This is a genomic window from Synechococcus sp. NB0720_010, assembly GCF_023078835.1.
Classification (GTDB): Bacteria; Cyanobacteriota; Cyanobacteriia; order PCC-6307; family Cyanobiaceae; genus Vulcanococcus.
Map to the genome: position 1 here is coordinate 1,013,994 of NZ_CP090898.1, position 25,906 is coordinate 1,039,899.

At 63.4% G+C, this 25,906-nt stretch carries 20 protein-coding genes; 11 read left to right on the plus strand and 9 right to left on the minus strand.

From position 1 onward, the window contains the following. Positions 1–325 precede the first annotated feature (325 nt). The 4 genes from LY254_RS05360 to LY254_RS05380 all read left to right on the plus strand — a co-directional run bounded on the left by LY254_RS05360 (position 326) and on the right by LY254_RS05380 (position 11,986). Positions 326–9,598: a cadherin-like domain-containing protein gene (locus LY254_RS05360; RefSeq protein WP_247479426.1), complete on the plus strand. Its 9,273-nt coding sequence runs from the start codon at positions 326–328 to the stop codon at positions 9,596–9,598. Positions 9,599–9,804: 206 nt separating this feature from the next. After that, positions 9,805–10,251 carry a hypothetical protein gene (locus LY254_RS05365; RefSeq protein WP_247479428.1) on the plus strand — a complete coding sequence of 149 codons (447 nt, stop codon included), beginning with the start codon at positions 9,805–9,807 and terminating at the stop codon, positions 10,249–10,251. Further along, complete coding sequence (locus LY254_RS05375) at positions 10,248–10,763, plus strand: Tfp pilus assembly protein FimT/FimU (protein WP_305852551.1); 516 nt, start codon at positions 10,248–10,250, stop codon at positions 10,761–10,763. The genes LY254_RS05365 and LY254_RS05375 overlap by 4 nt, the downstream gene beginning before the upstream one ends. Further along, entirely contained in the window at positions 10,739–11,986 is a 1,248-nt protein-coding gene (locus tag LY254_RS05380) for a hypothetical protein (RefSeq protein ID WP_247479431.1), read from the plus strand. The genes LY254_RS05375 and LY254_RS05380 overlap by 25 nt, the downstream gene beginning before the upstream one ends. A gap of 3 nt (positions 11,987–11,989) precedes the next feature. Here LY254_RS05380 and LY254_RS05385 read toward each other — a convergent pair whose 3' ends face one another. Genes LY254_RS05385 through lepA form a run of 6 tightly spaced genes read right to left on the minus strand, consistent with a single transcriptional unit; the run spans position 11,990 to position 16,169 of the window. After that, entirely contained in the window at positions 11,990–12,472 is a 483-nt protein-coding gene (locus LY254_RS05385) for a prepilin-type cleavage/methylation domain-containing protein (protein ID WP_247479433.1), read from the minus strand. 34 nt (positions 12,473–12,506) lie between these two features. Then, complete coding sequence (locus LY254_RS05390; RefSeq protein WP_247479435.1) at positions 12,507–12,953, minus strand: GspH/FimT family pseudopilin; 447 nt, start codon at positions 12,951–12,953, stop codon at positions 12,507–12,509. After that, positions 12,953–13,342, minus strand: a complete 390-nt coding sequence (locus LY254_RS05395) for a hypothetical protein (protein WP_247479438.1) — start codon at positions 13,340–13,342, stop codon at positions 12,953–12,955. The genes LY254_RS05390 and LY254_RS05395 overlap by 1 nt, the downstream gene beginning before the upstream one ends. After that, positions 13,343–13,738, minus strand: a complete 396-nt coding sequence (locus tag LY254_RS05400; protein WP_247479440.1) for a hypothetical protein — start codon at positions 13,736–13,738, stop codon at positions 13,343–13,345. Positions 13,739–13,776: 38 nt separating this feature from the next. After that, positions 13,777–14,361: an alpha/beta hydrolase gene (locus LY254_RS05405; protein ID WP_247479443.1), complete on the minus strand. Its 585-nt coding sequence runs from the start codon at positions 14,359–14,361 to the stop codon at positions 13,777–13,779. After that, the gene (gene lepA / locus LY254_RS05410) at positions 14,361–16,169 is read right to left on the minus strand and encodes a translation elongation factor 4 (RefSeq protein ID WP_247479445.1); all 1,809 of its coding nucleotides are present in this window, start codon (positions 16,167–16,169) and stop codon (positions 14,361–14,363) included. The genes LY254_RS05405 and lepA overlap by 1 nt, the downstream gene beginning before the upstream one ends. Positions 16,170–16,256: 87 nt before the next feature. Here lepA and LY254_RS05415 point away from each other — a divergent pair, with 87 nt between their 5' ends. Together LY254_RS05415 and serS are read left to right on the plus strand one after the other, a co-directional pair. Further along, entirely contained in the window at positions 16,257–16,535 is a 279-nt protein-coding gene (locus LY254_RS05415) for a NifU family protein (RefSeq protein WP_010312903.1), read from the plus strand. 43 nt (positions 16,536–16,578) lie between these two features. After that, positions 16,579–17,859, plus strand: a complete 1,281-nt coding sequence (serS, locus tag LY254_RS05420; protein WP_247479447.1) for a serine--tRNA ligase — start codon at positions 16,579–16,581, stop codon at positions 17,857–17,859. Here the strand turns inward: serS and mqo are convergent. Continuing rightward, positions 17,856–19,295, minus strand: coding sequence for a malate dehydrogenase (quinone) (gene mqo / locus LY254_RS05425; RefSeq protein ID WP_247479448.1), 1,440 nt, complete (start codon positions 19,293–19,295; stop codon positions 17,856–17,858). The two genes, serS and mqo, sit on opposite strands and share 4 nt — an antisense overlap. Positions 19,296–19,381: 86 nt before the next feature. On the opposite strand from mqo, the gene rseP reads away from it, so the two are divergent. From rseP to LY254_RS05440, 3 genes are all read left to right on the plus strand, one after another. Beyond that, on the plus strand, positions 19,382–20,470 hold the full coding sequence (rseP, locus tag LY254_RS05430) for an RIP metalloprotease RseP (protein ID WP_247479450.1): 1,089 nt from the start codon (positions 19,382–19,384) through the stop codon (positions 20,468–20,470). Between the two features lie 41 nt (positions 20,471–20,511). Beyond that, the gene (gene rpsN / locus LY254_RS05435; protein ID WP_010312910.1) at positions 20,512–20,814 is read left to right on the plus strand and encodes a 30S ribosomal protein S14; all 303 of its coding nucleotides are present in this window, start codon (positions 20,512–20,514) and stop codon (positions 20,812–20,814) included. Between the two features lie 159 nt (positions 20,815–20,973). Continuing rightward, positions 20,974–23,106, plus strand: a complete 2,133-nt coding sequence (locus LY254_RS05440; protein WP_247479452.1) for a polyribonucleotide nucleotidyltransferase — start codon at positions 20,974–20,976, stop codon at positions 23,104–23,106. A gap of 37 nt (positions 23,107–23,143) precedes the next feature. Here LY254_RS05440 and LY254_RS05445 read toward each other — a convergent pair whose 3' ends face one another. Beyond that, positions 23,144–24,064, minus strand: coding sequence for a 3'(2'),5'-bisphosphate nucleotidase CysQ (locus LY254_RS05445; RefSeq protein WP_247479768.1), 921 nt, complete (start codon positions 24,062–24,064; stop codon positions 23,144–23,146). A 22-nt stretch (positions 24,065–24,086) separates the two neighbouring features. Between LY254_RS05445 and rsmI the strand changes: the two genes are divergently transcribed. Both rsmI and LY254_RS05455 read left to right on the plus strand, forming a co-directional pair. Beyond that, positions 24,087–24,944, plus strand: a complete 858-nt coding sequence (gene rsmI, locus LY254_RS05450; RefSeq protein WP_247479454.1) for a 16S rRNA (cytidine(1402)-2'-O)-methyltransferase — start codon at positions 24,087–24,089, stop codon at positions 24,942–24,944. Next, positions 24,944–25,186, plus strand: coding sequence for a hypothetical protein (locus LY254_RS05455; protein WP_010312917.1), 243 nt, complete (start codon positions 24,944–24,946; stop codon positions 25,184–25,186). Before rsmI ends, LY254_RS05455 begins: the two co-directional genes overlap by 1 nt. Here the strand turns inward: LY254_RS05455 and LY254_RS05460 are convergent. Continuing rightward, a complete protein-coding gene (locus tag LY254_RS05460; RefSeq protein ID WP_247479769.1) occupies positions 25,165–25,884 on the minus strand; it encodes a hypothetical protein in 720 nt (239 codons plus the stop codon). The genes LY254_RS05455 and LY254_RS05460 overlap by 22 nt on opposite strands. Positions 25,885–25,906 lie beyond the last annotated feature (22 nt).

Below are 25,906 nucleotides of genomic sequence, written 5' to 3' on the forward strand. Positions count from 1 at the left end.
CAAGAGGTCGATAAAAGGTTCAGTATTTTCACTGAAAAACAGCAATTTAAGGCCCCATTAGCTCGTCTATAGGAGTCATCTCAGTCAGATTGACTCCATCGACCTTGGGCAGGCGTTCTGAACGCCTTGGTCGATACCACCAGCTGCTTGGGGCGGCTGGTTCATGAACACCGATTCAGCAGCAGCTTCCTGCAGCGGTTGGTCGTTCAGCTGTGGTTATTGCACCCAATGGCGGCAACGCCATTTCTCGATTCGAGTCCTTGGGCGGTGGCGATAACCCAGTTCTTCTGACCCAAACCACGGGCGCACCAAGCCCACTTCCCCAATGGCTACCACTTCTGTCACCACCGCCGGTCTGAACCTGCTGTCTGGCGGTGGTTTTGAACTCAACTGGGTGATCCGCGGCACCGAATGGAGCAACGGATCCATCCCCAGTGGCTGGCAAGCAATCAGCACCCATGTCGCCAGCGGCTCCGGCTCCTCCGGCTCTGCAGCAAGCGACCTGGTAGCGATTCAACGCCAGGTGAACAGCCAGGCCGACCAGGCCTATGCCCTGCGCATGCAGTTCCCAGGCGCCCTTCCCAAGGGTGCTGAACTGCGCGTCGAGTGGGCTGGGGAAGAGGTCGCTCGCTTCGATAGCGCTTCGATTGGCAGCTACCAGAGCCACACCCTGATGCTTCCTGGCATCGATGGTGGAGCCCTGCTCAAGCTGATCACCAACCGAGGTGTGGCCTTTGGGTCGATTAACGGGTTGGGCCTCTGGGCTCAACCCGACGGGGCACGTCCCCTCTCACTGCCTGCCACAGCCAAGGTCGGGCAATCCCTCGTCGCCAACACCGACTCCATCGCTGATGTCGATGGCCTCGGGGACTTCAACTACCAGTGGCAGCGCAAAGACGACGCCACCCAGAAATGGGTGAATGTCGATGGCGGAACCCAGAAAACCCTCAAGCTGAACCAAGACCTCGTCGGCTCGCAGCTGCGCGTCGAAGTGGGCTACGTCGATGAGGACGGCTTCCAGGAAGTCCTGGTCAGTCAGGCCACAGAAGACATCCAACACGCCAACCGTGCTCCTAGCGCCGGCGGAATCAAACAGCTGGCTAGCGGCCAGGAAGATCAAAGCGTTCTGATCACCGCGGCTGACCTACTCGCCGGCAGCAGTGACCTCGATGGCGACAACCTGAGCCTGCGCCGGGTTCGACTGACCTCCGGTCAGGGCAGCCTCAGCCGCGTCGATGCCAGCACCTGGCGCTACACCCCCAGGGACAACTGGTTCGGCGAGGTCAACCTCAGTTATCAGATCAGCGATGGCAAGGCCATCGCGAAGGCCAGCGCCAGCTTGCTGATCGAGCCGGTGAACGATGCCCCGACGGCATCCACCGTGACCCTGAGTGCCATCGAAGAAGACAGCGTTGCGCTGATCAGCGAAGCCGATCTGCTGGTAACCGCCAACGACATCGATGGCGATGTGCTCTCGGTGGATGGCCTGGAAGTGCTCGAGGGTGACGGCAGCCTGAGCCAGAACGCCGACGGCAGCTGGAGCTTCACGCCAAACGGCAACTGGAATGGCGCGGTTCGCTTGGGCTACAGCGTCAGCGACGGCAATGGCGGCTCGGTTCAAGTGGCCGCCAAGCTCACGGTGGATCCGGTCAATGACGCACCGGAGCTGACCGGCGAGATGGCGGTACTGGCCGATGGCCGAGAAGACCGGGCGATGACGATCCATGCCGCCGATCTGCTGCAGGGCTTCACCGATCCCGATGGGGATCCCCTGCAGGTGACCAACCTGCGCGTCAGCGAAGGCGAAGGTTCACTTCAAGCCGGCGAAAGCGGCAGCTGGGTCTTCACCCCCGGCAAGGACTGGAGCGGAACCGTCACCCTGGACTATCAAGTCAGTGATGGCGAGCTGATTTGGAAGAACGCCGCGGTTGGCGGATCTCCGGAGCAATTCGACGGAACAGACTTTGAAAGTGCCCCTTGGAATTTCACTGGCCAGGGCGGGGTCTACCTGGAAGAAGTCGATGGCTGGACGCCACCAGAAGGCGAGCTGATCGAGGTCAAGAACAACGGAGATGGCAGCGGCCAAGCCGCCAATGGCGAGCAATTCATTGAGCTCAACCAAGACCCGTTCGGCTTCTTCCCCAATGCCAGCGGGGTCTTCAAGGACATCACCACCAACGCAGGCCAGGAGTATGAGCTGAGCCTGCAATACGCCGGACGCGCGGGATACGACGAGGACGTCAACCGCTTCGAGGTGCTGATTGATGGCGTCAGCCAGGGCACCTGGAGTCAAAGCAACACCACTGCCACGCCCGGTGACAGCAGCCTGGGCGGCGAGCACAACTGGGAAACCATCAACCTGAAGTTCACAGCCAGTGGCCCAGCCACACGCGTTGAACTGAAAGAGGCCGGCACCGATCTGCCCTTTGGCCGCGGGATGCGCATTGATGACATCCGGATCGCGAGCATCGGCACCAAGGTTCCAGCGGACACCGCTCAGCAGAGCTTTGTTGTCATTCCCGGCAACGACGTTCCTGAACTCACCGGCACCCCGGCCGTCCTTGAGGATGGCCAGGAAGATGTGGCCTACACGATTGCAGCTGCTGATCTGCTGCAGGGTTATACCGATGCCGATGGCGACAGCCTGAGTGTTGACGGCCTGAGCAGCTCGATTGGCTCACTGAGCAACAACAACGACGGCACCTGGACCCTTAGCACCCCTCAGGATTTCAACGGCCAAGTTGAGCTGAGCTATTCCGTCATCGACGGCGAAGGTGGTAGTGCTGACGGCAGCAAAACCTTCCAGCTCACACCGGTTAATGATGCGCCGGTGGTCTCTGGCCCGGTGGACTTAGCCTCCGTTGATGAGGACAACTCCTTCTCCTTCACCGCAGCTCAGCTCCTCGCTAACGCTTCCGATGTCGACGGCGACACCCTCTCCGTCATCAACCTGAGCGTTGATCCACAGCACGGCTCCATCACCGACAACGGCGACGGCTCCTTCACTTTCAATCCAACCAAAGACTTCAACGGAGATGTTCGCTTCTCCTTTGATGTCTCCGATGGACAGGGTTCCTCCGATCCCTGGAACGGCACCATCAGTGCCACCGCTGCTGGCGCCAACCTCACCGTTAACCCCGTCAACGACGCTCCCACCGTCTCTGGTGACGTCAGCCTCGGCTCCGTTGATGAGGACAACTCCTTCTCCTTCACTGCAGCGCAGCTCCTCGCTAACGCTTCCGACGTTGACGGCGACGCCCTCTCCGTCATCAACCTGAGCGTTGATTCATCCCAAGGCTCCATCACCGACAACGGTGACGGCTCCTTCACCTTCAATCCAACTAAAGACTTCAACGGAGATGTTCGTTTCTCCTTTGATGTCTCCGACGGACAGGGTTCCTCCGATCCCTGGAACGGCACCATCAGTGCAACCGCTGCTGGCGCCAACCTCACCGTTAACCCCGTCAACGACGCTCCCACCGTCTCTGGTGACGTCAACCTCGGCTCGGTCGATGAGGACAACTCCTTCTCCTTCACCGCAGCTCAGCTCCTCGCTAACGCCTCCGATGTCGACGGCGACGCCCTCTCCGTCATCAACCTGAGCGTTGATTCATCCCAAGGCTCCATCACCGACAACGGTGACGGCTCCTTCACCTTCAATCCAAACAAGGACTTCAACGGGCAGGTCGCCTTCTCCTACGAAGTCAGTGACGGAAAGACCGTGGTGAAGAACCCGGTTCCCACTCCTCCCATCGGCGAACCCACGCCTCCTGTCACCCCTCAGCCACCCAGCGGTGATCCCCAAGCCATCGTCACACCTGCATCGATGCAGATCGATGAAGCCGGGACGTTGCAGGCGCAGATCCAGGTCAACGGGATGGCGTCAGGCAGCACCGTCTTCTGGTCCCTGCGTGGTGAACACATCACCAGCAGCGATTTTGCGAACGGCCAGACCGAAGGAAGCGCAACTCTGAATGCAGATGGCTCCTTCAGCCTCAATCAAGCACTGAATGCCGACCGCTTCAGTGAAGGGATCGAGCGCTTCCAGATTCAGGTCTTCGCTGATGCCGAGCGCAGCTCACAACTGGGACAATCCAGCGAAATCGTGATTCTCGACAGCTCCTCCATGGAGCACCGAGCCATCAATGGTGCTGGGAACAACCTCGCCAATGCATTACTGAATAGTGCCAACAGCACCTTCCAGCGCATCGGTCCCGCTGACTTCGCCGATGGCGTGCATGCGATGCACCCAGACAGCGCCGTCACCAATGCCCGAACCGTGAGCAATGAGGTGATCGCCGGTGATGCCACCCAGGCCAATAGCCAAGGCATCTCCGCGATGCTCTACGCCTGGGGGCAATTCATCGACCACGACATCACCCAGATGGCGAACAGCGATGTTCGCGACCCCAACAACTCCATCAACATTCAGGTCCCGGATGGGGACGCCTTCCTCAGTGGGGAAATCCGCGTCACCCGACGTGGCATCGCCAGCGGCACTGGTGTCGAGGGGAAACCCGCAGAGGTTCTCAATGCGGTGACGGGTTGGCTGGATGCCTCAATGGTCTACGGCTCTGACCCTGCAACCGCTGCACGCCTGCGGGGCCAAAACGGCCTGATGCGCGTCAGCGAAGGAGACAACCTGCCGATCGCGAACTTCGGGCGCGGTCCTCAGTTCGATGCCGGCGACAACCGCGCCGCTGAGAACCCCAACCTCACAGCGCTCCAGACCCTCTTTATTCGAGAGCACAACCGCCTGGTTGGCAACCTCAGCCAGCAGCACCCCGAGTGGAGCAGCGATGAGCTCTATGAACATGCCCGAGCCATCGTTGGGGCTGAGATTGCACAGATCACTTACAACGAGTTCCTGCCCAAACTGATCGGCAGCAATGCAATCGCGAACTACCAGGGGCATGACGCCTCAGTGGATTCACGCCTGAGCGTCGAGTTCTCTGGCGCGGCCTATCGCTTTGGCCACTCCCTGGTCTCCTCTGAACTGCGGAGACTGGACAACGAGGGCAACACCATCGGTTCCGCTTTGAACCTGAAGGATGCCTTCTTCATGAATCCCCTGCTGTTCGTGCAAGACGGCGGGGCCGATGCGTTCATTCGAAACCTAGCCAGCGATCTCTCGAAAGAGCTCGACGTTCATATCGCTGATGACCTCCGCAACTTCCTGAGTGTTGGTCCAGGCATGCCCTCGATGGACCTGGCGGCGATCAACATCCAACGGGGCCGTGATCTTGGCCTGGGATCCCTCAATGAGACCCGCCAATCACTGGGGCTGAGCACCTACAGCAGCTTTGCTGAGATCACCTCGGACGCGGATGCAGCGGCCGCACTAGAGCGGGCCTACGGCAACGTCGATGAGGTGGAGCTCTGGGTTGGTGGCCTCGCCGAGGACCACATCAATGGAGGAATGGTCGGCGAGACCTTCCAACGGATCATTGCCGATCAATTCACAGCCCTGCGTGATGGAGATCGCCTCTGGTTTGAGAACGAGATGTTTGATTCAGAAACCCTGAATCAAATCAAGGGCACCAGCCTGGCGGATCTAATCCGCAACAACACCGATACCGCGATCATTCAGGACGACGTCTTTGCGGCCATCAATCGCGCTGAGCTGATCGCCCAGGTCGGGCCAGAAGCCCTGCAGCAACAGGGTGAAAACCAGGACTCACTGAGCAGTGAGTCTCAACAACAAACCGATTCAGGCCTGTTTGACATCTCCGATTCGGCGCAGGGCACTGGGGAAGTCGTGGCTGCAGTTGCAGCAGCGAAAGCTCACCTGACGGTGAATCCGGTCAATGACGCTCCCACTGTCTCCGGTGACGTCAGTCTCGGCTCTGTCGATGAGGACAACTCCTTCTCCTTCACCACGGCCGATCTTCTCAAGAACGCCTCTGATGTCGATGGCGATCAACTGAGCGTTGTTGATCTGAAGGTCACCTCAGCGAACGGATCTCTGGCAACGAATGCCGATGGATCCTTCACCTTCACGCCGGATGCCAACTTCAACGGAGAGGTCTCCTTCTCCTTTGGTGTCACCGATGGCCATGGCGCTGCTGATCCTTGGACCGGAGCCATCAGCTCCACTCCTGCTGGGGCCTCGCTGACCGTTAATCCAGTCAATGACGCACCTGAGGTTTCGGGGCCTGCAGACCTCGGTTCGGTTGATGAGGACAACGTCTTCACCTTCACCGCAGCCGATCTGCTGCAGAACGCCTTCGACGTCGATGGCGATCAACTCACCGTTGTTGATCTGAAGCTCACCTCCAACGACGGGACCCTGAGCACCAATCCCGACGGCTCCTTCTCCTTCACTCCCAACGCGAACTTCAACGGAGAGGTCTCCCTTTCCTTCGGTGTCAGTGATGGGCAAGGGTCCTCAGATCCCTGGACCGGAACACTCAGCTCCACTGCGGCTGAAGCTTTCTTCACCGTCAATCCCGTCAACGACGCCCCTGTCGCCTCTGACATCACCCTCGATGCCATCGATGAGGACAACAGTCTCGTCATCAAGGAATCGGAGCTGCTCAGCACCGCATCGGATGTCGATGGAGACACCCTCAGCATCAAGGACCTGAAGGTCGCCAGCGGCCAGGGCGATCTCGCTGATAACGGTGATGGCACTTTCACCTTCACTCCAGGGAAGAACTGGAACGGTCAGGTCGAACTCGCCTACAGCGTGGATGACGGCCAGGGCGCCTCCGCCAGCGTCAGGGCCAACCTCACCGTTAACCCGGTGAACGACGCCCCGCTGCTCACTGGCCTGATGGCCAAGCTGGGCCTGGGCAAAGAAGACCACAGCTTCACGATCAAAGCCTCCGACCTGCTGGCCGGATTCAGCGATCCCGACGGAGATGCCCTCTCCGTTGCCAACCTGCGCGTCGCAGACGGCCAGGGCACCCTCAGTGCTGGTGATGCCGGCACCTGGACCTTCATGCCGGATGCCAACTGGAACGGCACCGTCGCCCTCGACTACCAAGTCACCGACGGCCAACTGGTCTGGCAAAGCGAAAGCGACTCCCAAGGTGGATCCACCATTGAGCACGCCGACTTTGAAGGCAACGGCTGGTCCCTGACCGGCGATGGGGCGGCCTTCGTCAGGAGCGCTGATGGCTGGCAATCCCCCACCCAACAGATCGAACTCAAGAACAACCTCGACCAACAAGGCACTGCCGCCTCCGGTGAGCAGTTCATCGAGCTCAACGAGGATCCGATCGACTTCTTCCCCGACAGCCCCTCGATCTTCAAGGAGATCGAGACCGTTGCGGGCCAGAGCTACGACTTCTCCCTGCAATACGCCGGCCGACCCGGCTTCGATAAATCGGTCAACCGCTTTGAGGTGCTGATCGACGGCGTCAGCCAGGGCACCTGGAGCCAGAACAACAGCGGCAGCGATCACCTCTGGGAGACCCTGAATCTCTCCTTCGATGCCAGCTCCAGCAGCACCCGCATCGAGATCCGAGAAGCGGGTGACGATGAGGCCTTCGGGCGGGGCATGCGGATCGACGACATCCGCATCAGCACCCAGGGCTCCGGAGCAGCCAGCGACACGGTGCGTCAAACCTTCGAGATCGCTCCGGTCAACGACGCCCCTGAACTCACCGGCGCCAAAGCAGCCCTCGCCGATGGCACAGAAGATGTCGCCTACACCATCAACTCCGCTCATCTTCTGCAGGGTTACACCGACGTCGATGGCGACACCCTCTCCGTCACTGGCCTCACCACCTCTGTAGGCGATCTAACCAACAACAACGACGGCACCTGGACCCTCACGGCTCCCCAGGACTTCAACGGCAAGGTTGATCTCAGCTACTCCATCTCCGACGGCAATGGGGCATCCACCGCTGGAGCTCAGAGCTTCTCGCTGACTCCCGTCAACGACGCTCCGATCGTCTCCGGTGCAGTGAACCTGGGCGAGATGCTCGAGGACGGAACCTTCCTAATCACCTCTGAGCAACTTCTCGCCAACGCCAGCGATGTCGATGGCGACACCCTCTCGGTCGTCGCCCTCAAACTCGCCTCAGGCCAAGGCTCCATCACCGACAACGGTGATGGCAGCTGGACCTTCTCCCCAGATGTCAACTGGCACGGCGATGTCTCCTTCTCCTATGGCGTCAGCGATGGCCAGAGCACCACGCTGAGCAACCAGCGCGATGACCTCGTCATCCGCGGGAACAGCCTGTATCTCGCACTTAAAACAACAACAGAGAACGATTCAAGAGCCGAGGCAAGAGCCCTTGGCGGCACACTTGCGGCCATCAATAGCTCAGAGGAAAACGAATTTATTACCGATTCATTCTCGCAAGATTATTGGGCACTATACACAGGGAAATACAGAAATACGGACGGCAGCAAGTCATGGGACAACGGTTCTTCGATGACATTCGAGAACTTCCAGCCCACCTCCCACGGATGGGGACCTCACATCAAGATGATTCTCAAAGACACATTCGCCCCTTGGGAGATTGGATGGAAAAAAGGAGGATGGCATCCCGTTGATCAACCAGACGAGGCCAACCCTGAGAGCATCCGACATGCGAATGGGGCCCCGAGTGCATCTGCATACTTGGCCGAAATACCCTTCATGCAACGAGGCGACTCGGCCTACGTCGTCATCGCTGGCCCCACATGGGATCAAGCAGAAGCCAACGCCCAAAAACTCGGAGGCAATCTTGTCACCATCAACGATGCAGATGAGAACACGTGGCTAACAACTACCTTCACCAATAACTCACACAACGCCTACATCGGATATACAGATACAGGCAGCGAAGGCAACTGGTCATGGAGCTCAGGCGAATCATCAACGTTCACCAACTGGAATACCAACGAACCCAACAATGTGCTGTCTCAAGATGGCACTGATGAGGACTATGCACTAATTCACCTTTGGCAAGGAGGTCCACAAGGAACCTGGAATGACGGCCGAGAAATCGGCGTCAACTTCGGCATCGCCGAAATCAAACTCGGCTCCGACTTCGGGGTCAGTGGTTCCGCCAACCTCAGCGTCTCCTCCGTCAACGATGTCGCCACCGGCGAACCAATCATCGAAGTCATCGGTGATCCCGCCGATGAGATCAGTCCTGAACTCGCAGATCTGGGCTTCTCCCATGTCTCAAGCGAGAGCTCGGCTCTCGATCTCAGCGGCAGCAACCCCACGGGCCTGATTCCCGATGGCGAGATCCTGGCCGGCTCGGTCTGGGATGACAGCCTCATCGGCAGCGACGCCAATGACGTTCTGATTGGCTCCATCACCGGAGCCAACGACGAGCAGTGGGATGTCTTGACCGGCGGTGGTGGCGGCGACCTCTTTGTCCTGGGCAACAAGAACGGCAGCTTCTACAGCTCCGGTGGCATGGCCGACTACGCCCAGATCACCGACTTCGATCCCACCCAGGATCAACTCCAGCTCCATGGCGGATCGAACTACGCCATGGCCCAGGTCAACCACCCCGATGTCATCGGCACCGGCATCTTCAACGACCTCAACAGCGATGGCCTCGTTGGAGAGGGCGATGACCTGATCGCCGTGATCGCCAACCAGGACCAGCCGGTTGAGATCCAGCGCGACAACCTCAAGTTCGTCTGAGGGGCCCCATGACAAGCCCCTTTCCCTCCCTGCGCCCAGGGCGCAGGGAGGCCGACAACCGAACCCAATCGAACCCAGCCAACACGCCCGAGACCCAAGCGAGAGGCCTAAGATCGCTCGGGCGGATCCACCTCTTGTTTCCCTCGGCTGTTCACGCCAAACCCAAGCCCCCCAGAACGAGTTCTGGCTACAGCCTTCCTGAGGTGATGATCTCTTCCGTCCTGCTAGCGGCAGTCGTCGCGAGCTCGGTGCGCCTCACCAGCAGCTCCATCCTTGGGATGAACCGCTCCAAGCTGCGCAATCAAATCAGCACGGCCATGAGTGAGCGTGTTGAAACGCTGCGTCTTGAGGCCTTTCGTTTCCTCTGCGAGCAGGGTTGCTCGAACAGCGAGCTGACCCAAGAAATCCGCTACGACCTCGCGGCGCTCAAACCGCGCTGCACCGCCCAGGACCTCGGCGGCAGCTTCCTGGCTCACCTTCAGACGTTGAAGCCATCACCCACGGAAGGCTTCACGGTGGGCGAGACAGACGCCCCCGTGATCCCTAGCTTCAGTGCTAGCGGCAATCAACTGCGCATCAGCCTGGATGCCCCATCGATTCCGATGCGCATGAGCACCACCTTGGTGCCCATGGCCCAAGGCTGGTGCCCATGAGGCCAGCAACCGCCCAGACCGGATTCACCCTCACGGAGTTATTGGTCGTGGTGGCCATCGCCGGGATCCTGGCGGGAATCGCCGTACCAACCTTCAACCGCAACTGGGACGACGAGCGGCTCAATAGCGCCAGCAAAGAACTCAGCGCCTGGCTCAATGACATCCGCCGGCGGGCCATGCAAAAGGGCAACCCCTGCACCGTTTCGGTGGATCTTGCCAACGCCAGCTTTCAAGCTGATGGAAGCAACCGTTGCGGTGCCTTTGCAGCGTTGAAGCTGCGGGAGGTTGTCCCCTCCGGCGCACGCCTGCAACTCAGCACTGAGTCCAGTAACACACCGACCACGCTGGTCTTCACACCCCGTGGGACCACCACCACCTCGGCCAACTTCAAGCTGAGCTTGAGCAACGGAAAGGTCCAACTGGGGCGCTGCATTCGCCTTTTGGCACCACTGGGGCTGATCCGCAGCGGCAAACTGCGAGATAACGCATGCGTCTTCAGCACCGCCTACTGAAGCGCCCCAGGCGCCGGCAGCACGAGGCTGGTTTCAGCCTGGCGGAACTGCTGATCGCAGCAAGCCTGGGGGTTGGTGTCGCGATCCTGGCGGGGGACGCCATGCTCTCCCACATCCGCTCCGGCGAACGGCTGGAAGCGCTCGAGCGGCAACGCAGTGAATGGTCTCGGACCAGCAATTTCATTGAGGCCGAAGTTGCTCTGAGCGATCGCATCGTCAGTGACGAGGAGCTGGTCTCCAAGGAGCTCTGCAGCACAGCCAGTGAGAGCGACTCGAGCTTCCTCTTTGCCCTCGATCTGCGCCGGGACCTGCCCCTGGCGATCTACTTCAGCCGACCCAACCCCAACACAACCGAATGGGTCGGGGACCGCACCCTCTGGCGTTGCGGACCAACCATCAACGCCGACGGCAGCTTCGGTGACCTGCTCAGCGGAAGCAGCAGTTCAGTGAGCGAGCAAATCCTGGTGGATGGTCTGACCGATGCCTGTTCGCTAAAGGTGGCCACTGATCAGCCCGCAGTGGCGAAATCCCTGAAATTTGAGCTCTGCATCCAGGGCCTCTCGAGGCGGCAATACAAACAATCTGCGCACACCTACTCCAGGGTGAGTCCGGTTTTTTCCTTCCCCTCCATCACCAGCCTCTGCAGCAGCGAGAACCTGCGTATCGAAGGCTTCTACAGGCTCGGCGGCGGCACCAGCGGTGCTGACACCCTGGAGGTTCCGACTGGTGCGGTTCCCTCCAACACCGATGTGCTGATCTGCGGCTACGGCGGTGGTGACACCATCATTGGCTCGACCGCCAACGACGTCCTCGAGGCCGGTGAAATCGGACCTGGGGCCACCGTGATTGGGCAATCCGGAAACGATCGCTTACGGGGCAGCCCTGCAGGTGATGCGCTCTATGGCAACGCGGGTGACGACGTGCTCATCGGCCTCTCGGGCAATGACACCCTCGATGGCGGCACGGGCGAAAACCGATACCTGCCCGGCACAGGGAACGACACCGTCCGCGGAGGCCCCGACTTGGATGTGGTGTTTATCGACAAGAGCAAGGCCGATGTCTCAGGCCTCAGCTTCTGCAACCGCAGCTTCTGCTCGCTCAGCTTCAGCGATGGTGGCGCCAGCAACCGAACCACCATGCGCGATGTGGAGGTGCTGATCTTCCGCGATGGTCGCGTGGATCTCCCCGGCGGAAGTATCAACCTGCCCGGGCCCGTCGGCTGAGGGTCAGGGGAGCTCAAGCAGCGTCTCCTGACCCATCACCCGGAGAGCCACCGCCCCCAAGGCACTGTCTAGGCGAGCCCTGAACACCTCGGCATCTCCCGCCGGCAGCTGATCCAGCACCACCCGGTTCTGGGCAGAACCCGCGGCCAAGCGTCCATCGATGCCGTAGGCCGGGCCGCAGCGCATCACCACCTGCCCCTGCCAGATCTCGCTGGGCGGGTCTCCCATGCTGTATGTGATCACACCGGCGGTTGTCGTCAACTGGAGCACCGGCTCTCGCCCGGCCAAAGAGCAGAGGCTGCGCTGGGGGTCGGGCTCCGCTGAGACCGCGCTGGCCTCTAAGGCATCGCTTTCGATCAAGGACAACAGGCGCCGCTGTTCACTGCGCTGGCGCAGCTGCTGGCCAAAGCGCTGTGTGCGCTGACCATCAGCCATCAGTGCCTGCAGAGCTGCTGCACTGAAGATCAAGCCCAAGCTCAAGGCCAACAAGAGCTCCAGCAACGAAAAGCCCGCTTGCCCCCTAACTGGCTTCACAGCGACCCGATCGCATCTGGCCCAAGCGGGTGATACCCAACGGCAGGCTCATCACCAAACAGCGCTGGCCTGTGTGGGCACCTGCGCTGAGGACCGCCGTTCCCCCATCGAGCACCAGACCGTTGGCCGTGAAACGGAGCAGCTCAGGAAAGTTGTGGGCAATCCTCACGCCCTGGGGCAGCTCCAGCGGCACCGTCATGCAGGGCGGCAAGGTCCCCGTCTGGGGTGGTTGCCAGCCCGCCGCGCTCAAGTGCAGACCGCAGGGTTCCCCGCGGCGTTGGGCCTCTCGCCGTGCCCGCTGGAGCCCTTGATCGAGCAACCGCGTGGCGTGCTCCAAGCGTTGATCAGCCAGGGCCTGCGATCCCCGAGTCAGACCAACGCTGCCCATCAGGCCCAGCAGAGACAGCCCCAGCAGCAACTCCGTCAGCGTCATCAGGCCAGCTCCTCCTGCGTGCAGAGTCCCAGCCCTGCGGCGGTCACCAGTCGTTCGCGCAACACCGTCGACCCATCAGCGCTGCTCCAACGCACCCAGAGCCCCGGTTCAAAGGTGCTCAGTTCCAGCACACGACGAAGGCCAGGAGCCGTGGGCTGCTCCTTGGCGACCGCTTCAAGAAAGCGCTGGTCTCCATCACTGCAGGAGCGAGGCGGCAAGGAGCGCCAGTGCTTGATCAAGCGCAAACGATCACGCTCAATCTCCTGGATCAACGTCGCCCGCTGGGCGTTGCTCTGCTGCTGGCTTGCGCCGCGGCCCCAGAGCTGCAGACCCGCCGCCAAGGCACCACTCCAAATCACGCAGGAGAGCATCACTTCAAGCAGCGGCATCTACTTGCGCTCCTTCAATCCCGAGGGGCCCCAAAGGAAACGGCGCTGCAGACCTCCGTCCTGACGCTGCAGCCAAAACTCACCGCCGCCCGCAGCCGACGGTTGCCAATCCTTCAGCACAGCCGAGGTGGGGGGAGGCGAAGAGCCACACCCAGCTGTGCTCCAGCTGCTGGACGGATGCTCACGCAGACAGTTCCAGGGCCCCTGCAATCGCTGAGCCCACTGCTGAGCAGCCGAGGCCAGCTCATCGACGGCCTGAATCTGCTGAAGCTCCAACTGCAACTGCTGGCGCGACCCAAGCGCCATCGCCAATGCTGAACTCGCCGAGAGCAAAACAGCCAGGGCGCCAATCAACGCCAGGGGCAGGGCAAAGCCCTGGTCTTGGCTTGTCCTCACGGGATCACCTCAAACCAACGGTCTGAGGATTCCCCGATTCAGCCGTTCATCGCCGCGGCCTGGAGGCAGGCCGGCAGGAAGATCCACCAGCTCAGCACCGAGCGGCACTGCTCCGGCTTCTCACAGGGCAGCGACGAGCAGCGCACGATCGGCGGGCCGCTGAGGTTGAAGGCCATCGGCACCGGCAGTTGCTTCAGGATCCCCATCGCCGAGATCGTGCCGGACTTGGCGTTCTCGAGGATCGCGTAGCGCAGGCCTTCGATCCCGACCGTGCCGCTGGCCTTCAGGGGTTTGTAGGCCTGGGTCTGCTGGATCAAAAAGGCCTCGCCGGCCTTGGAATTGAGGAAGCGCGAAAGAGCCAGGTAGTCCACGCTGTAGGGCTTGGCCAGGGCCACCCGCAGATCCTTCTCCGGCCAGCCGGAGTGGATCACCAGCTTCATCAGCCGTTGGTCACTGAAGGTGCCCTCATTGATGAACTGCTCGAGCGCCGCGTAGGGAATGCTCCAGACATCGGCTCCCGTCGTGAGCTGTAGGGCGGGATACGGCTCCTGAGGAGCCGCCATCGCTGGAGCCACAGCCGCCGGTGCAGCCAGCAGGGCCGCCAGTGCCAACACGCGCCGCATCACTGGTTGAGCTTCAGCACGGCCATGAAGGCCTCCTGGGGCACCTCGACCTTGCCCATCGCCTTCATCCGCTTCTTGCCCTTGGCCTGCTTCTGCAGCAGTTTCTTCTTACGGGAGATGTCACCGCCGTAGCACTTGGCGAGCACGTCCTTGCGCATCGCACTGATGCTCTCCGAGGCGATCACGCGGCTGCCAATGGAGGCCTGGATCGGGATTTTGAACTGCTGGCGGGGGATCAACTCCTTGAGCTTCTCCACCAGGCCCTTGCCGACGTTGTAGGCCTTATCCCGGTGCACGATCGTCGTCAGGGGGTCGGCCCGCTCGGCATTGATCAGGACATCCAGGCGCACCAGATCGTTCTTGCGGTAGCCAATCAGGGAGTACTCCATCGAGGCGTAGCCCTTGGTGCGCGACTTCATCTGATCGAAGAAGTCCGTCACTACCTCCGCCAGGGGCATCTCGTAGTGCAGGGTCACCCGCTCTGTGGTGATGAACTTCATGTCGATGAACTCACCGCGGCGCTCCTGGCAGAGCTCCATCAAGGTGCCGTTGTAGGTATTCGGCGTGTAGATCTCGAGCTTCACGTAGGGCTCTTCGATCGATTCGCGCTTCTGGGGATCCGGGAGCGTCGCGGGGTTGTCGACCATCAAGGTCTGCCCATCGAGCATGTTCACCTGATAGATCACCGATGGGGCGGTGACGATCAGATCGAGGTTGTACTCGCGCTCCAGACGCTCCTGGACGATCTCCATGTGCAGGAGACCCAGGAAGCCGCAGCGGAAGCCAAAGCCCATCGCGCTGCTGGTCTCGGGCTCGTACTTCAGGGCCGCATCACTCAGCTGCAGCTTGTCCAGGGCCTCGCGCAGATCCGGGTACTGGTCGGCGTCCGTCGGGAACAGGCCGCAGAACACCATTGGCTTGGCCTCGGTGTAACCCGGCAGCGGCGCCTCGGCGGGGTTGTTCACCAGGGTGATCGTGTCGCCCACGCGGGCATCGGCCACGGCCTTGATCGAGGCCGCCAGGTAACCCACCTCACCGGCCTGCAGGCTGTCGACCTTGCGCTGGTCGGGGGCCATCACCCCCACCTCATCGAGTTCGTAGGTCTTCTTGCTGGCCATCAGCAGCACCTTGTCCTTGGTACTGATCGAGCCGGAGATCACCCGGAAGTAGACGATCACCCCGCGGTAGGGGTCGTAATAGGAGTCGAAGATCAGCGCCCGCAGGGGCTCCTTCACCCGATCCGGCGGCGGCGGAACGCGGTCCACAACGGCCTGCAGGATCTCGGGAACCCCCAGGCCACTCTTGGCCGAGCAGGGGATCGCCCCGGTGCAGTCCAGGCCGATGATCGCTTCGATCTCTTCGCCGATCCGCTCAGGATCCGCACCAGGCAGATCGATCTTGTTGAGGACCGGGATGATCTCCAGGTCGTTCTCCAGGGCCAGATAGACGTTGGCCAAGGTCTGCGCCTCGACGCCCTGGCTGGCGTCAACCACCAGCAACGCCCCCTCGCAGGCCTGCAGGGAGCGGCTCACCTCATAGGAGAAGTCAACGTGACCGGGGGTGTCGATCAGGTTGAGGATGTAGGTCTCGCCGTCGGCCGCCTTGTACTCCATGCGCGCGGCCTGGAGCTTGATCGTGATCCCGCGCTCGCGCTCCAGTTCCATGTTGTCCAGGAACTGCTCCTGCATGTCCCGGACAGCCACCGTGCCGGTGTCCTGCAGCAGTCGATCGGCCAGGGTCGACTTGCCGTGGTCGATATGGGCAATGATGCAGAAATTGCGGATCCGTGAAGCGGGGACGTCGGTCATGCGCTGGTGGAAGTCCCGGCTCGGACGGCCCTGATCCTAGGCAGCGGTCCCGCGTTCCTAAGCTCGGCGCAACTCCGTCTCAGCGCGATGAGCACCGAAACCCCAGCCGCAGCAGCCACCGAAAACGCCGATCCCCGCGCCCTCACGATCGAGAACGTGGAGCGCACCCTCGATGAGCTGCGTCCTTACCTGATGGCCGACGGCGGCAACGTGGAAGTGGTGGAAATCGACGGTCCGATCGTCAAGGTGCGTCTGCAGGGCGCCTGCGGCTCCTGCCCCAGCAGCACCATGACCCTGAAGATGGGCATCGAGCGCAAGCTGCGCGAGGCCATCCCCGAAGTCAGCGAAGTCGTTCAGGTGCTCTGAGGCCCGGCCCCTAGGCTCAAGCCCACCTCTGAACCCTGGGCCCGTGCTGGATCAGCGCCTGCTGCGCGACAACCCTGAGCTCATCACCGAGCAGCTGGGACGCCGCGGCATGAAGCTCGATCTCACGGGCCTGCAGCTGATGGCGCGCCAGGAGCGCGACCTCGAAGAAAAACGCAGCAACCTCCAGGCCGAAGGGAACCGCATCGGCAAGGAGGTGGGCCTGAAGATCAAGGGCGGCGCCGCACCGGGCAGCCCCGAGGTGCAGGCCCTGCGCGATGAGGGCAACCGGATCAAGCAACAGGTCGCGGTCCTCGAGGAGGAAGAGAAGACTCTCGAGGCCAAGCTGCGCGAGGAGCTGCTGACGCTGCCCAACCTGCCCTCGGCCGAGGCCCCCGACGGCAAGGACGAGAACGACAACGTCGAGATCAAGACCTGGGGCAGCCCCCGGGCTCAGGAGGACTGGCTCGAGGAGCACTGGCAGATCGCCGAGCGCCTGGGCCTGTTTGAGACCGAGCGCTCCGTGCGCATCGCCCAGAGCCGCTTTGTGACCCTGATGGGTCTGGGTGCCCGGCTCGAGCGCTCCCTGATCAACTTCATGCTGGACCTGCACGGCGGCAAGGGCTACCGGGAGGTCCTGCCGCCGATCCTGGTCAACAGCGCCAGCCTCACCGGCTCAGGCCAGCTACCGAAGTTCGCCGAGGAGAGCTTCCGCTGCGCCGAGGACGACCTCTGGCTCACCCCCACCGCCGAGGTGCCCGTCACCTCCCTGCACCGCGGTGAGGTCATTCCCGCCGATCAGCTGCCGCTGAAGTACGTCGCCTACACCCCCTGCTTCCGCCGCGAGGCCGGCAGCTATGGCCGGGACACCCGCGGCCTGATTCGCCTGCACCAGTTCAACAAGGTGGAGCTCTACTGGTTCTGCCACCCGGAGCACTCCGCGGACGCCCACCAACAGATCACCGCGGATGCCGAGGCGGTGCTCGAAGCCCTAGAGCTGCCCTACCGCAAGATCGAGCTCTGCACCGGAGACATGGGCTTCTCCGCCACCCGCACCTACGACCTCGAGGTCTGGCTGCCGGGGGCCGGCGCCTACCGCGAGATCTCCAGCTGCTCGGTCTGCGGCGACTTCCAGGCCCGCCGCTCCGCCATTCGTTGCAAGGAGGGCAAAACCACCCAACTGCTGCACACCCTCAACGGCAGTGGCCTGGCCGTCGGCCGCACCATGGCCGCCCTGCTGGAGAACGGTCAGCAGATCGATGGCTCGATCAAGCTCCCCGCCGCCCTGGTGCCCTACTTCGGCTCGGAAACCATTCCCGCGGCCTAGGCGCTCAGGCCCAGCAGCCCATTGCTGCGCTCACGGATCTGGGCCAGGCGCTCGGCGCTGGCCCCCAGCTCCTCACCCCAGGAGGGGATCAGCGCCTTGAGCTTCTGCTGCCAGTCCTCGCTGGCGAAGCGCTCGCCCATGCAGCGCTGCAGCACCTCCAGCATCGTGTCGACCGCCGTCGAGGCCCCGGGGGAAGCGCCCAATAGGGCCGCCAGGGAGCCATCGGCGCTACTCACCACCTCGGTGCCCATCTGCAGGCTGCCGCGGCCATTCACCTGCTTGATGATCTGCACCCGCTGGCCCGCCACCGCCAGCTCCCAGTCATTGGCGTTGACCTGCGGCAGGAAGTCCCGCAGGCTGTCGATCCGCTGCTTCGGGCGCTGGATCACCTGGCCCACCAGATAGCGCACCAGATCAAAGTTCTTGGCCCCCACCTGCAGGGTCGGCAGCAGGTTGTAGGGCTTGATCGAGCGGCCCAGATCCATCAGGGAGCCCTGCTTCAAAAAGCGGGTGCTGAAGCCCGCATAGGGACCAAAGAGCAGCGCCCGCTTGCCCTCGATCCAACGGGTGTCCAGGTGCGGCACCGACATCGGCGGAGCCCCCACGGCGGCCTTGCCATAGACCTTGGCGTTGTGGCCCTCAATCACCGCCGGGTTGCGGCAGACCAGCCACTGGCCGCTGACCGGGAAGGCGCCATAGACCCGGGCCTCAGGAATCCCGGAGCGCTGCAGCAGCGGCAGGCTGCCGCCTCCGGCCCCCAGAAAGACAAACGGTGCCTCCAGCTCGCCTGCGCTGGTCTGCACGCGCCAACCGGCCCCGCCCCGCTCAAGCCCCAGCACCTGCTGCCCCAGGCGCAGGTCCACACCCTTCAGCAGCGCCCGGGTCAGGGAGCCGAAGTTCACATCCGTGCCGCGGGTCACCCGGGTGGCGGCCAGGGGTTGATCCAGGCGGCGGCCGGCCATCACCAAGGGCATCCATTCCCTCAATTGCTCAGGGTCGCTGCTCCAGGCCATGTCGGCGAACTGGGGCGAGCCCTGCAGGGCCTCAAAACGGCGGCGCAGGTAATCGACATTGGCCTGCCCCCAGACAAAGCTCAGGTGCGGCACGGCGCGAATGAACCCCGCGGGATCGCTGAGCTGCTGGCCCTCCACCAGGGAACTCCAGAACTCCAGGCTGCGTTCAAAGGAGGCATTGATCGCTAGAGCCTTGCCGGTGGGGACCGAGCCGTCAGCCGCCTCTGGGGTGTAGTTGAGCTCGCAGTTGGCGGCGTGGCCGGTGCCGGCGTTATTCATCGGCCCGCTGCTCTCGCGTCCCAGCTGCGGGAGCCGCTCCAGCACCACCACCTTCAGGCTGGGATCGAGCTGCCGAAGCAGGTTCGCCAGGGTGGCGCCCATGATTCCGGCGCCCACCAGGAGGGCATCACAGCGTTCACTCATGGAGCCGGAGTCGGGCGGGGCGCACTAACAACCAACGCTATGGCCGTGCCTTCCCCCCACAATGGACGGACTTTGGATCTGCAGAGATGGGCGTCCTGACGGCTCTGGCGATCCTGGCCGGCCTGATCGTGGTGCATGAGGCGGGGCACTTCTTTGCCGCCACCTGGCAGGGGATCCGCGTCAGCGGCTTCTCCGTCGGCTTTGGCCCGGTGCTGCTGCAGAAGCAGCGGCGGGGGGTGCAGTTCGCCCTGCGGGCCATTCCCCTGGGGGGCTTTGTCTCCTTCCCCGATGACGACGAAGACAGCAGCATCCCCTCGGATGACCCCGATCTGCTGACCAACCGCCCCCTGCCCCAGCGGGCCCTGGTGATCGCCGCTGGCGTGATCGCCAACCTGCTCTTGGCCTGGGCGGTGCTGATGGCCCAGGGGGCCTTTGTGGGCATCCCCGCTGGCTTCAGCGCCACCCCTGGCGTGCTGGTCTCGGGCGTGCAACAGGGCCAGGCCGCTGCCGCCTCGGGCCTGAAGGCCGGCGATCGGATCCTGGCGGTGGACGGCCGCGACCTGGGCGGCGGCCAGAGCGCCGTCAGCCAACTGGTCGAACTGGTCAAGGGCGCCCCCGATCAAACCCTGCGCCTGCAGGCTGAGCGCCAGGGCCAAGCCCTGGAACTGCAGCTGACCCCCGCTGATTTGAGCGGCATCGGCCGCATCGGCGCCCAACTGCAACCCAGTGGCACCGAGGCCTTCCGCCGCCCCCGCAGCCCGATCGAGGTCATCCAGCAGGCCAACCACGATGTCGCCCTGCTCACCAAGCGGACGGTGGATGGCTTCATCACCCTCGTGACCCACTTTGGTGAGACCGCAGGGCAGGTCTCCGGTCCGGTGAAGATCGTCGAGATGGGCGCCTCCCTGGCCAAACAGGGCGGCAGCAGCCTCTTCCTCTACACCGCCTTGATCTCGATCAACCTGGCGGTGCTCAATGCCCTGCCGCTGCCGATGCTCGATGGCGGGCAGTTCGTCCTGCTGCTGCTGGAGGGTCTGCGCCGCAAGCCCCTGCCCGAGAAGTTCCAGATGGCCTTCATGCAGTCGGGCTTTGTCCTGCTGGTGGGCCTCAGCGTGGTGCTGATCGTCAAGGACACCAGCCAGCTGGCGGCGGTCCAACAGCTGCTGGGACGCTAAGAGGTAGGCTTTCTGGTCACTGCTTACGAGATCCAGGCCGCATGGCGAAGAAGTCGATGATTGCGCGCGACGTCAAGCGCCAAAAGCTTGTTGATCGCTACGCCGCCAAGCGCGCAGCTCTGATGGCCGCCTTCGAAGCCGCTGGCGATCCGATGGAGCGCCTGGAGATCCACCGCAAGATCCAGAACCTGCCCCGCAACAGCGCTCGCGTCCGTCTGCGCAACCGCTGCTGGGCCACCGGCAAGCCCCGTGGTGTGTACCGCGACTTCGGCCTGTGCCGTAACCAGCTGCGTGAGCGCGCCCACAAAGGCGAACTGCCCGGCGTGGTCAAGTCCTCCTGGTGAGTCTCTCGATCGCCTGATCAACCGTCAGGGCGCCGAAAGGCGCCTTTTTTGTTGCTTGCCTGCGTTGTGGCATTCCGGAAGAGATTGCGCCTGTTTTTCGCAAGCCTTTGGGCTCAGATGCAAGAATTGCTCTTGACAACAAACAAGACATAAGCCCACGTGCAAGGTCACACTCAGTCGGTCTCCTTCGATGGTCGGGAGATCCGACTGACCACAGGTCGGTTCGCCCCGCAGGCCGGGGGTTCCGTCATGGTCGAATGCGGAGATACCTCTGTTCTCGTCACTGCCACCCGCTCCGGCGGCCGTGAGGGCATCGATTTTCTGCCGCTGATTTGCGATTACGAGGAGCGTCTCTACGCCGCTGGTCGTATCCCCGGCAGCTTCATGCGCCGCGAGAGCCGTCCCCCCGAGCGCGCCACCCTGATCGCGCGTCTCATTGACCGCCCGATGCGCCCGCTGTTCCCCAGCTGGCTGCGGGATGACCTGCAGGTCGTCGCCACCTGCATGTCCCTGGATGAGCGGGTTCCGCCCGATGTCCTGGCGGTGACCGGCGCCTCCCTGGCCACCCTGCTGGCCAAGATCCCCTTCAACGGCCCGATGGCGGCTGTGCGGGTCGGCCTGCTGGGCGATGACTTCATCCTGAACCCCAGCTACCGCGAGATCGAGCGCTCTGAGCTGGATCTGGTGGTCGCCGGCACCCCCCAGGGCGTGATCATGGTCGAGGCGGGCGCCAACCAGCTGCCCGAGCAGGACGTGATCGAGGCGATCGACTTCGGCTACGAGGCCGTCTGCGAACTGATCAAGGTCCAGCAGACCCTGCTCAAGGAGCTCGGCATCGAGCAGGTCATCCCCGAGGCCCAGAGCGTCGACGCCACCCTGCCCACCTTCCTGGAGAAGGAATGCAGCAAGGGCATCGGCGATGTCCTCAAGCAGTTCAGCCTGACCAAGGCCGAGCGCGACGAGCAGCTCGACGCGATCAAGGCCCAGGCGGCCGAGAAGATCAGCGGCCTCAAGGACGACGACGCCGTGAAGGTGGCCGTCAGCAGCAACGGCAAGGCCCTGGGCAACAACTACAAGGCGCTCACCAAGAAGCTGATGCGCGCCCAGATCGTCAACGACGGCAAGCGCGTCGACGGCCGCAACCTCGATGAGGTGCGTCCGATCAGCGCCGCCGCCGGTGTACTGCCCAAGCGCGTGCACGGCTCCGGTCTGTTCCAGCGCGGCATGACCCAGGTGCTCTCCTGCGCCACCCTCGGCACCCCGAGCGACGCCCAGGAGATGGATGACCTGAACCCGTCCAACGAGAAGACCTACCTCCACCACTACAACTTCCCCCCCTATTCCGTCGGCGAGACCCGCCCGATGCGCAGCCCCGGCCGCCGCGAAATCGGCCACGGCGCCCTGGCGGAGCGGGCCCTGATCCCCGTCCTCCCCAGCAAGGAGAGTTTCCCCTACGTGCTTCGCGTGGTGTCGGAATGCCTGAGCTCCAACGGCTCCACCTCCATGGGTTCGGTCTGCGGCAGCACCCTGGCCCTGATGGATGCCGGCGTGCCCCTGAAGGCCCCCGTGAGCGGTGCCGCCATGGGCCTGATCAAGGAGGGCTCTGAGGTCCGGATCCTCACCGACATCCAAGGCATCGAGGACTTCCTCGGCGACATGGACTTCAAGGTGGCCGGCACCGAGAAGGGCATCACCGCCCTGCAGATGGACATGAAGATCACCGGCCTGGAGGTGAAGACCGTGGCTGAGGCGATCAACCAGGCCCGTCCGGCCCGTCTGCACATCCTCGAGAAGATGCTCGCGGCGATCGACAAGCCCCGCGATGTCCTGAGCCCCCACGCCCCTCGCCTGCTCAGCTTCCGGATCGACCCCGAGCTGATCGGCACCGTGATCGGCCCCGGCGGCCGCACGATCAAGGGCATCACCGAGCGCACCAACACCAAGATCGACATCGAGGACGGCGGCATCGTCACGATCGCCAGCCACGACGGTGCAGCCGCTGAGGAAGCGCAGCGCATCATCGAGGGCCTCACCCGTCGCGTCTCTGAAGGCGAGGTCTTCAGCGGTGCCGTCACCCGCGTGATCCCGATCGGCGCCTTCGTCGAGATCCTTCCTGGCAAGGAGGGCATGATCCACATCTCCCAACTCAGCGAAGCCCGCGTTGAGAAGGTCGAAGACGTGGTGAAGGTGGGTGACCACGTCACCGTCCGCGTCCGCGAGATCGACAACCGCGGCCGGATCAACCTCACCCTGCGCGGGGTTCCCCAGCAGGACGAGCCCGCCCAGGCCTGATCGAACGAAGCCCCCTCAAGGGGGCTTTTTTTTTGGCCTAAACCGCGAAGCCCGGATCAATGCGGTCCATCGCCGCGGCGGCCTTCTCGCAGAGCTCCTGGTGGCTGACGCCATGGCTAGCGATCAGGCAGCCGGCTTGGCGCACATCGCCGGTGTTGTAGCGGAGCGGTGCACCGTCAGCGTGAGTGAAGGCGCCACCGGCCGCCTTGAGCACGGCCTCGGGAGCCGCCATGTCCCAGTCCTTCGGGGCGCTCTTGCCCGAGAGCGAGATGTAGACGTCGGTCTCACCCCGCAGGATCGTGGCCACCTTGCCGCCGACGCTGCCGATGGCCTTGGTGTCGCCCAGGGCCAGGGCCTCCAGGAGCTGCTCGAGCCGTTGGTCCCGGTGGTTGCGGCTGGCCACCAGCACCATCTCGGAGAGGGCCTGGCGTGAACTGAGCTGGGCGGGCTGCTGCTCACCGGCGCGGTTCTCCCGCCAGGCGCGGCCCTCGGGCACCAGGCCGAACCAGAGGTCCTCCAGCAGCGGCTGAAGCACCACCCCCAAGACGGCCTCACCGCGATGGACCAGCGCCAGGTGCACGGCGTACTCGCCGGTTCCCTGCAGAAAATCCTTGGTGCCATCGAGGGGATCCAGGATCCAAAGCCACTCGGCATCCAGGGGTTCCCCGGCGGTCAGTTGCTCCTTGGCGGTCTCCTCGCTCAGCAGGGTCCAACCCGCATCCGGATAGGCCTGGGCCAGGCCATCGAGCAGCCACTGGTTGACCGCCAGATCGGCAGCGCTGACCGGGCCCTCGCCCCCTTCATCGACGCTCAGGGCCTTGGGGAAGCCATAGGGGGGCTGCTCGCCGCGGCCATAGGCCAGCAGGATGTCGGCGGCACCCCAGCAGAGCCGGCGCAGATCCGCCAAGAGCTGCTTCTCCTCGATGCCAGGGGGAAAGCAGGCGGCGGCGGGCATCATGGAAGGGCAAAGGAGCATTGTGATGCAGGGCGCTGAACCCGCTGCAGGCGTGCTCTATCTGGTGGGCACCCCGATCGGGAACACCGGCGATCTCTCGCCCCGGGCCAAGACCGTGCTGGCCGGGGCCGATCGGATTGCCTGCGAAGACACCCGCCGCAGCGGCCTGCTGCTGCACAACCTGGGCATCAAGAACCGGTTGGTGAGCTTCCACGAGCACAACCAGGCCACCCGAATCCCGGAGCTGCTCGAGGCCCTGGAGAACGGGGAAGCGATCGCGGTGATCAGCGACGCCGGGCTCCCGGGCATCTCCGACCCCGGCGAGGAGCTGGTGAGCGCCGCCCGCGGCCAGGGGCGAACGGTGATCTGTGTGCCCGGGCCCTGCGCCGCCACCACGGCTCTCGTGAGCAGTGGTCTCCCCTGCGGGCGGTTCTGCTTCGAGGGCTTCCTCCCCCCCAAGGCCAGCGCGCGCCGCTCCCGCCTCCAGGCCTTGGCCCAAGAGGAGCGAACCCTGGTCTTCTACGAGGCACCCCACCGCCTGCTGGCTGTGCTGGAGGACCTACTGGAACTCCTGGGGGACCGGCCAATCGCCGTCACCCGGGAGCTGACCAAGCGCCATGAGCAGCAGGTCGGCCCCAACCTGAGCGCGGCCCTCGACCACTTCCGCCAGCACCCGCCCCAGGGGGAATTCACCCTGGTGCTCGGCGGCGCCGAGACCACAGCCAGCGAGCGTCCCAGCGATGAGACGTTGCGTGAGCAGTTGCAGGCCCTGGTCAGCGGCGGGCTCAGCCGCAACGATGCCGCTCGCCAACTGGCCCGCAGCACGGGCATCGCCAAACGCGAGCTCTACGCTTTGCTGCATCAAGACGACGACACCCCCTGATGCTGCTGCGCCTGCGCCTGCTTCTGGCCAGCCTCGGCGGTGGGGTGCTGCTGCTGCTGATCCTCTGTCTGGGGGCCCAGAACCTGGATCAACGCACCCGCCTGAACCTGGGATTTGGCCGCACGGCGGAACTACCCACGGGCTTTCTCCTGGGGGTCTCCCTGGTGATCGGGGTGATCAGCGGCGGCGCAGCAACGGCCCTGCTGCTGCCGGGCAGTGATCAGGCTTCCGGCAGGGAGTAGAGCAGGCCGCCTTCCACCACCAGGCGGGTGATGCCCTGGGCCACCAAATAGGAGGAGCGCCGCTGCAGCACATCGCTGTCGGGCACCTTGATCACCCGCTGGCTGCGGCCGCACTGGCGCTTGGCCTGGCGGGGATTGGTGAACAGCATCAGGGCCTGACGCGCCTGCTCCGCTTCCGGCAGGGAACCCAGCTCAGGGAATTCGTTGAGGGGCTTGGCCTGCAGCTCCACCACCTTGTCCACCAGCATGTAGACGCTGCTGGGCAGCAGTCCAGGAAGCAGGGGGATCGGATCGATCAGCTCCGCCGCTGGAACGCCGCCGAGGGATGCCACATCAAGGACGTCATCGCCGTCCTCGAAGGTCTCCTCATCGCCGTCCTCGCCGAAGTCATCGGCGTCATCGATCGCCAAGACGCCCGTATCCGCATCGTCGTCTGAGGACTCTTCCGGTTCGCTGGTCGTGGACTCGGGCTCAGGAGCTGGAGCTTCAACAACGGCTGCGGGCTTGGCAGACGAGCGGCTGCGGGATTGCTTCTTGAGCTCAGCGAGCTCCTCGGCATCGATCCCAGCCTTCAGCACCCGGCTGACGGTGTTGGGGCTGCAGCCGTAGCTCGCCGCCAGGGCCTGGGCGGTTTCGCCCTGGCGGTAGCGAGCAACCAGCTCCTCTTTTTGGCCTTCAGTCAGCCGTGGAGCGGGCATGTGGACATCGTTCTCCAGCACA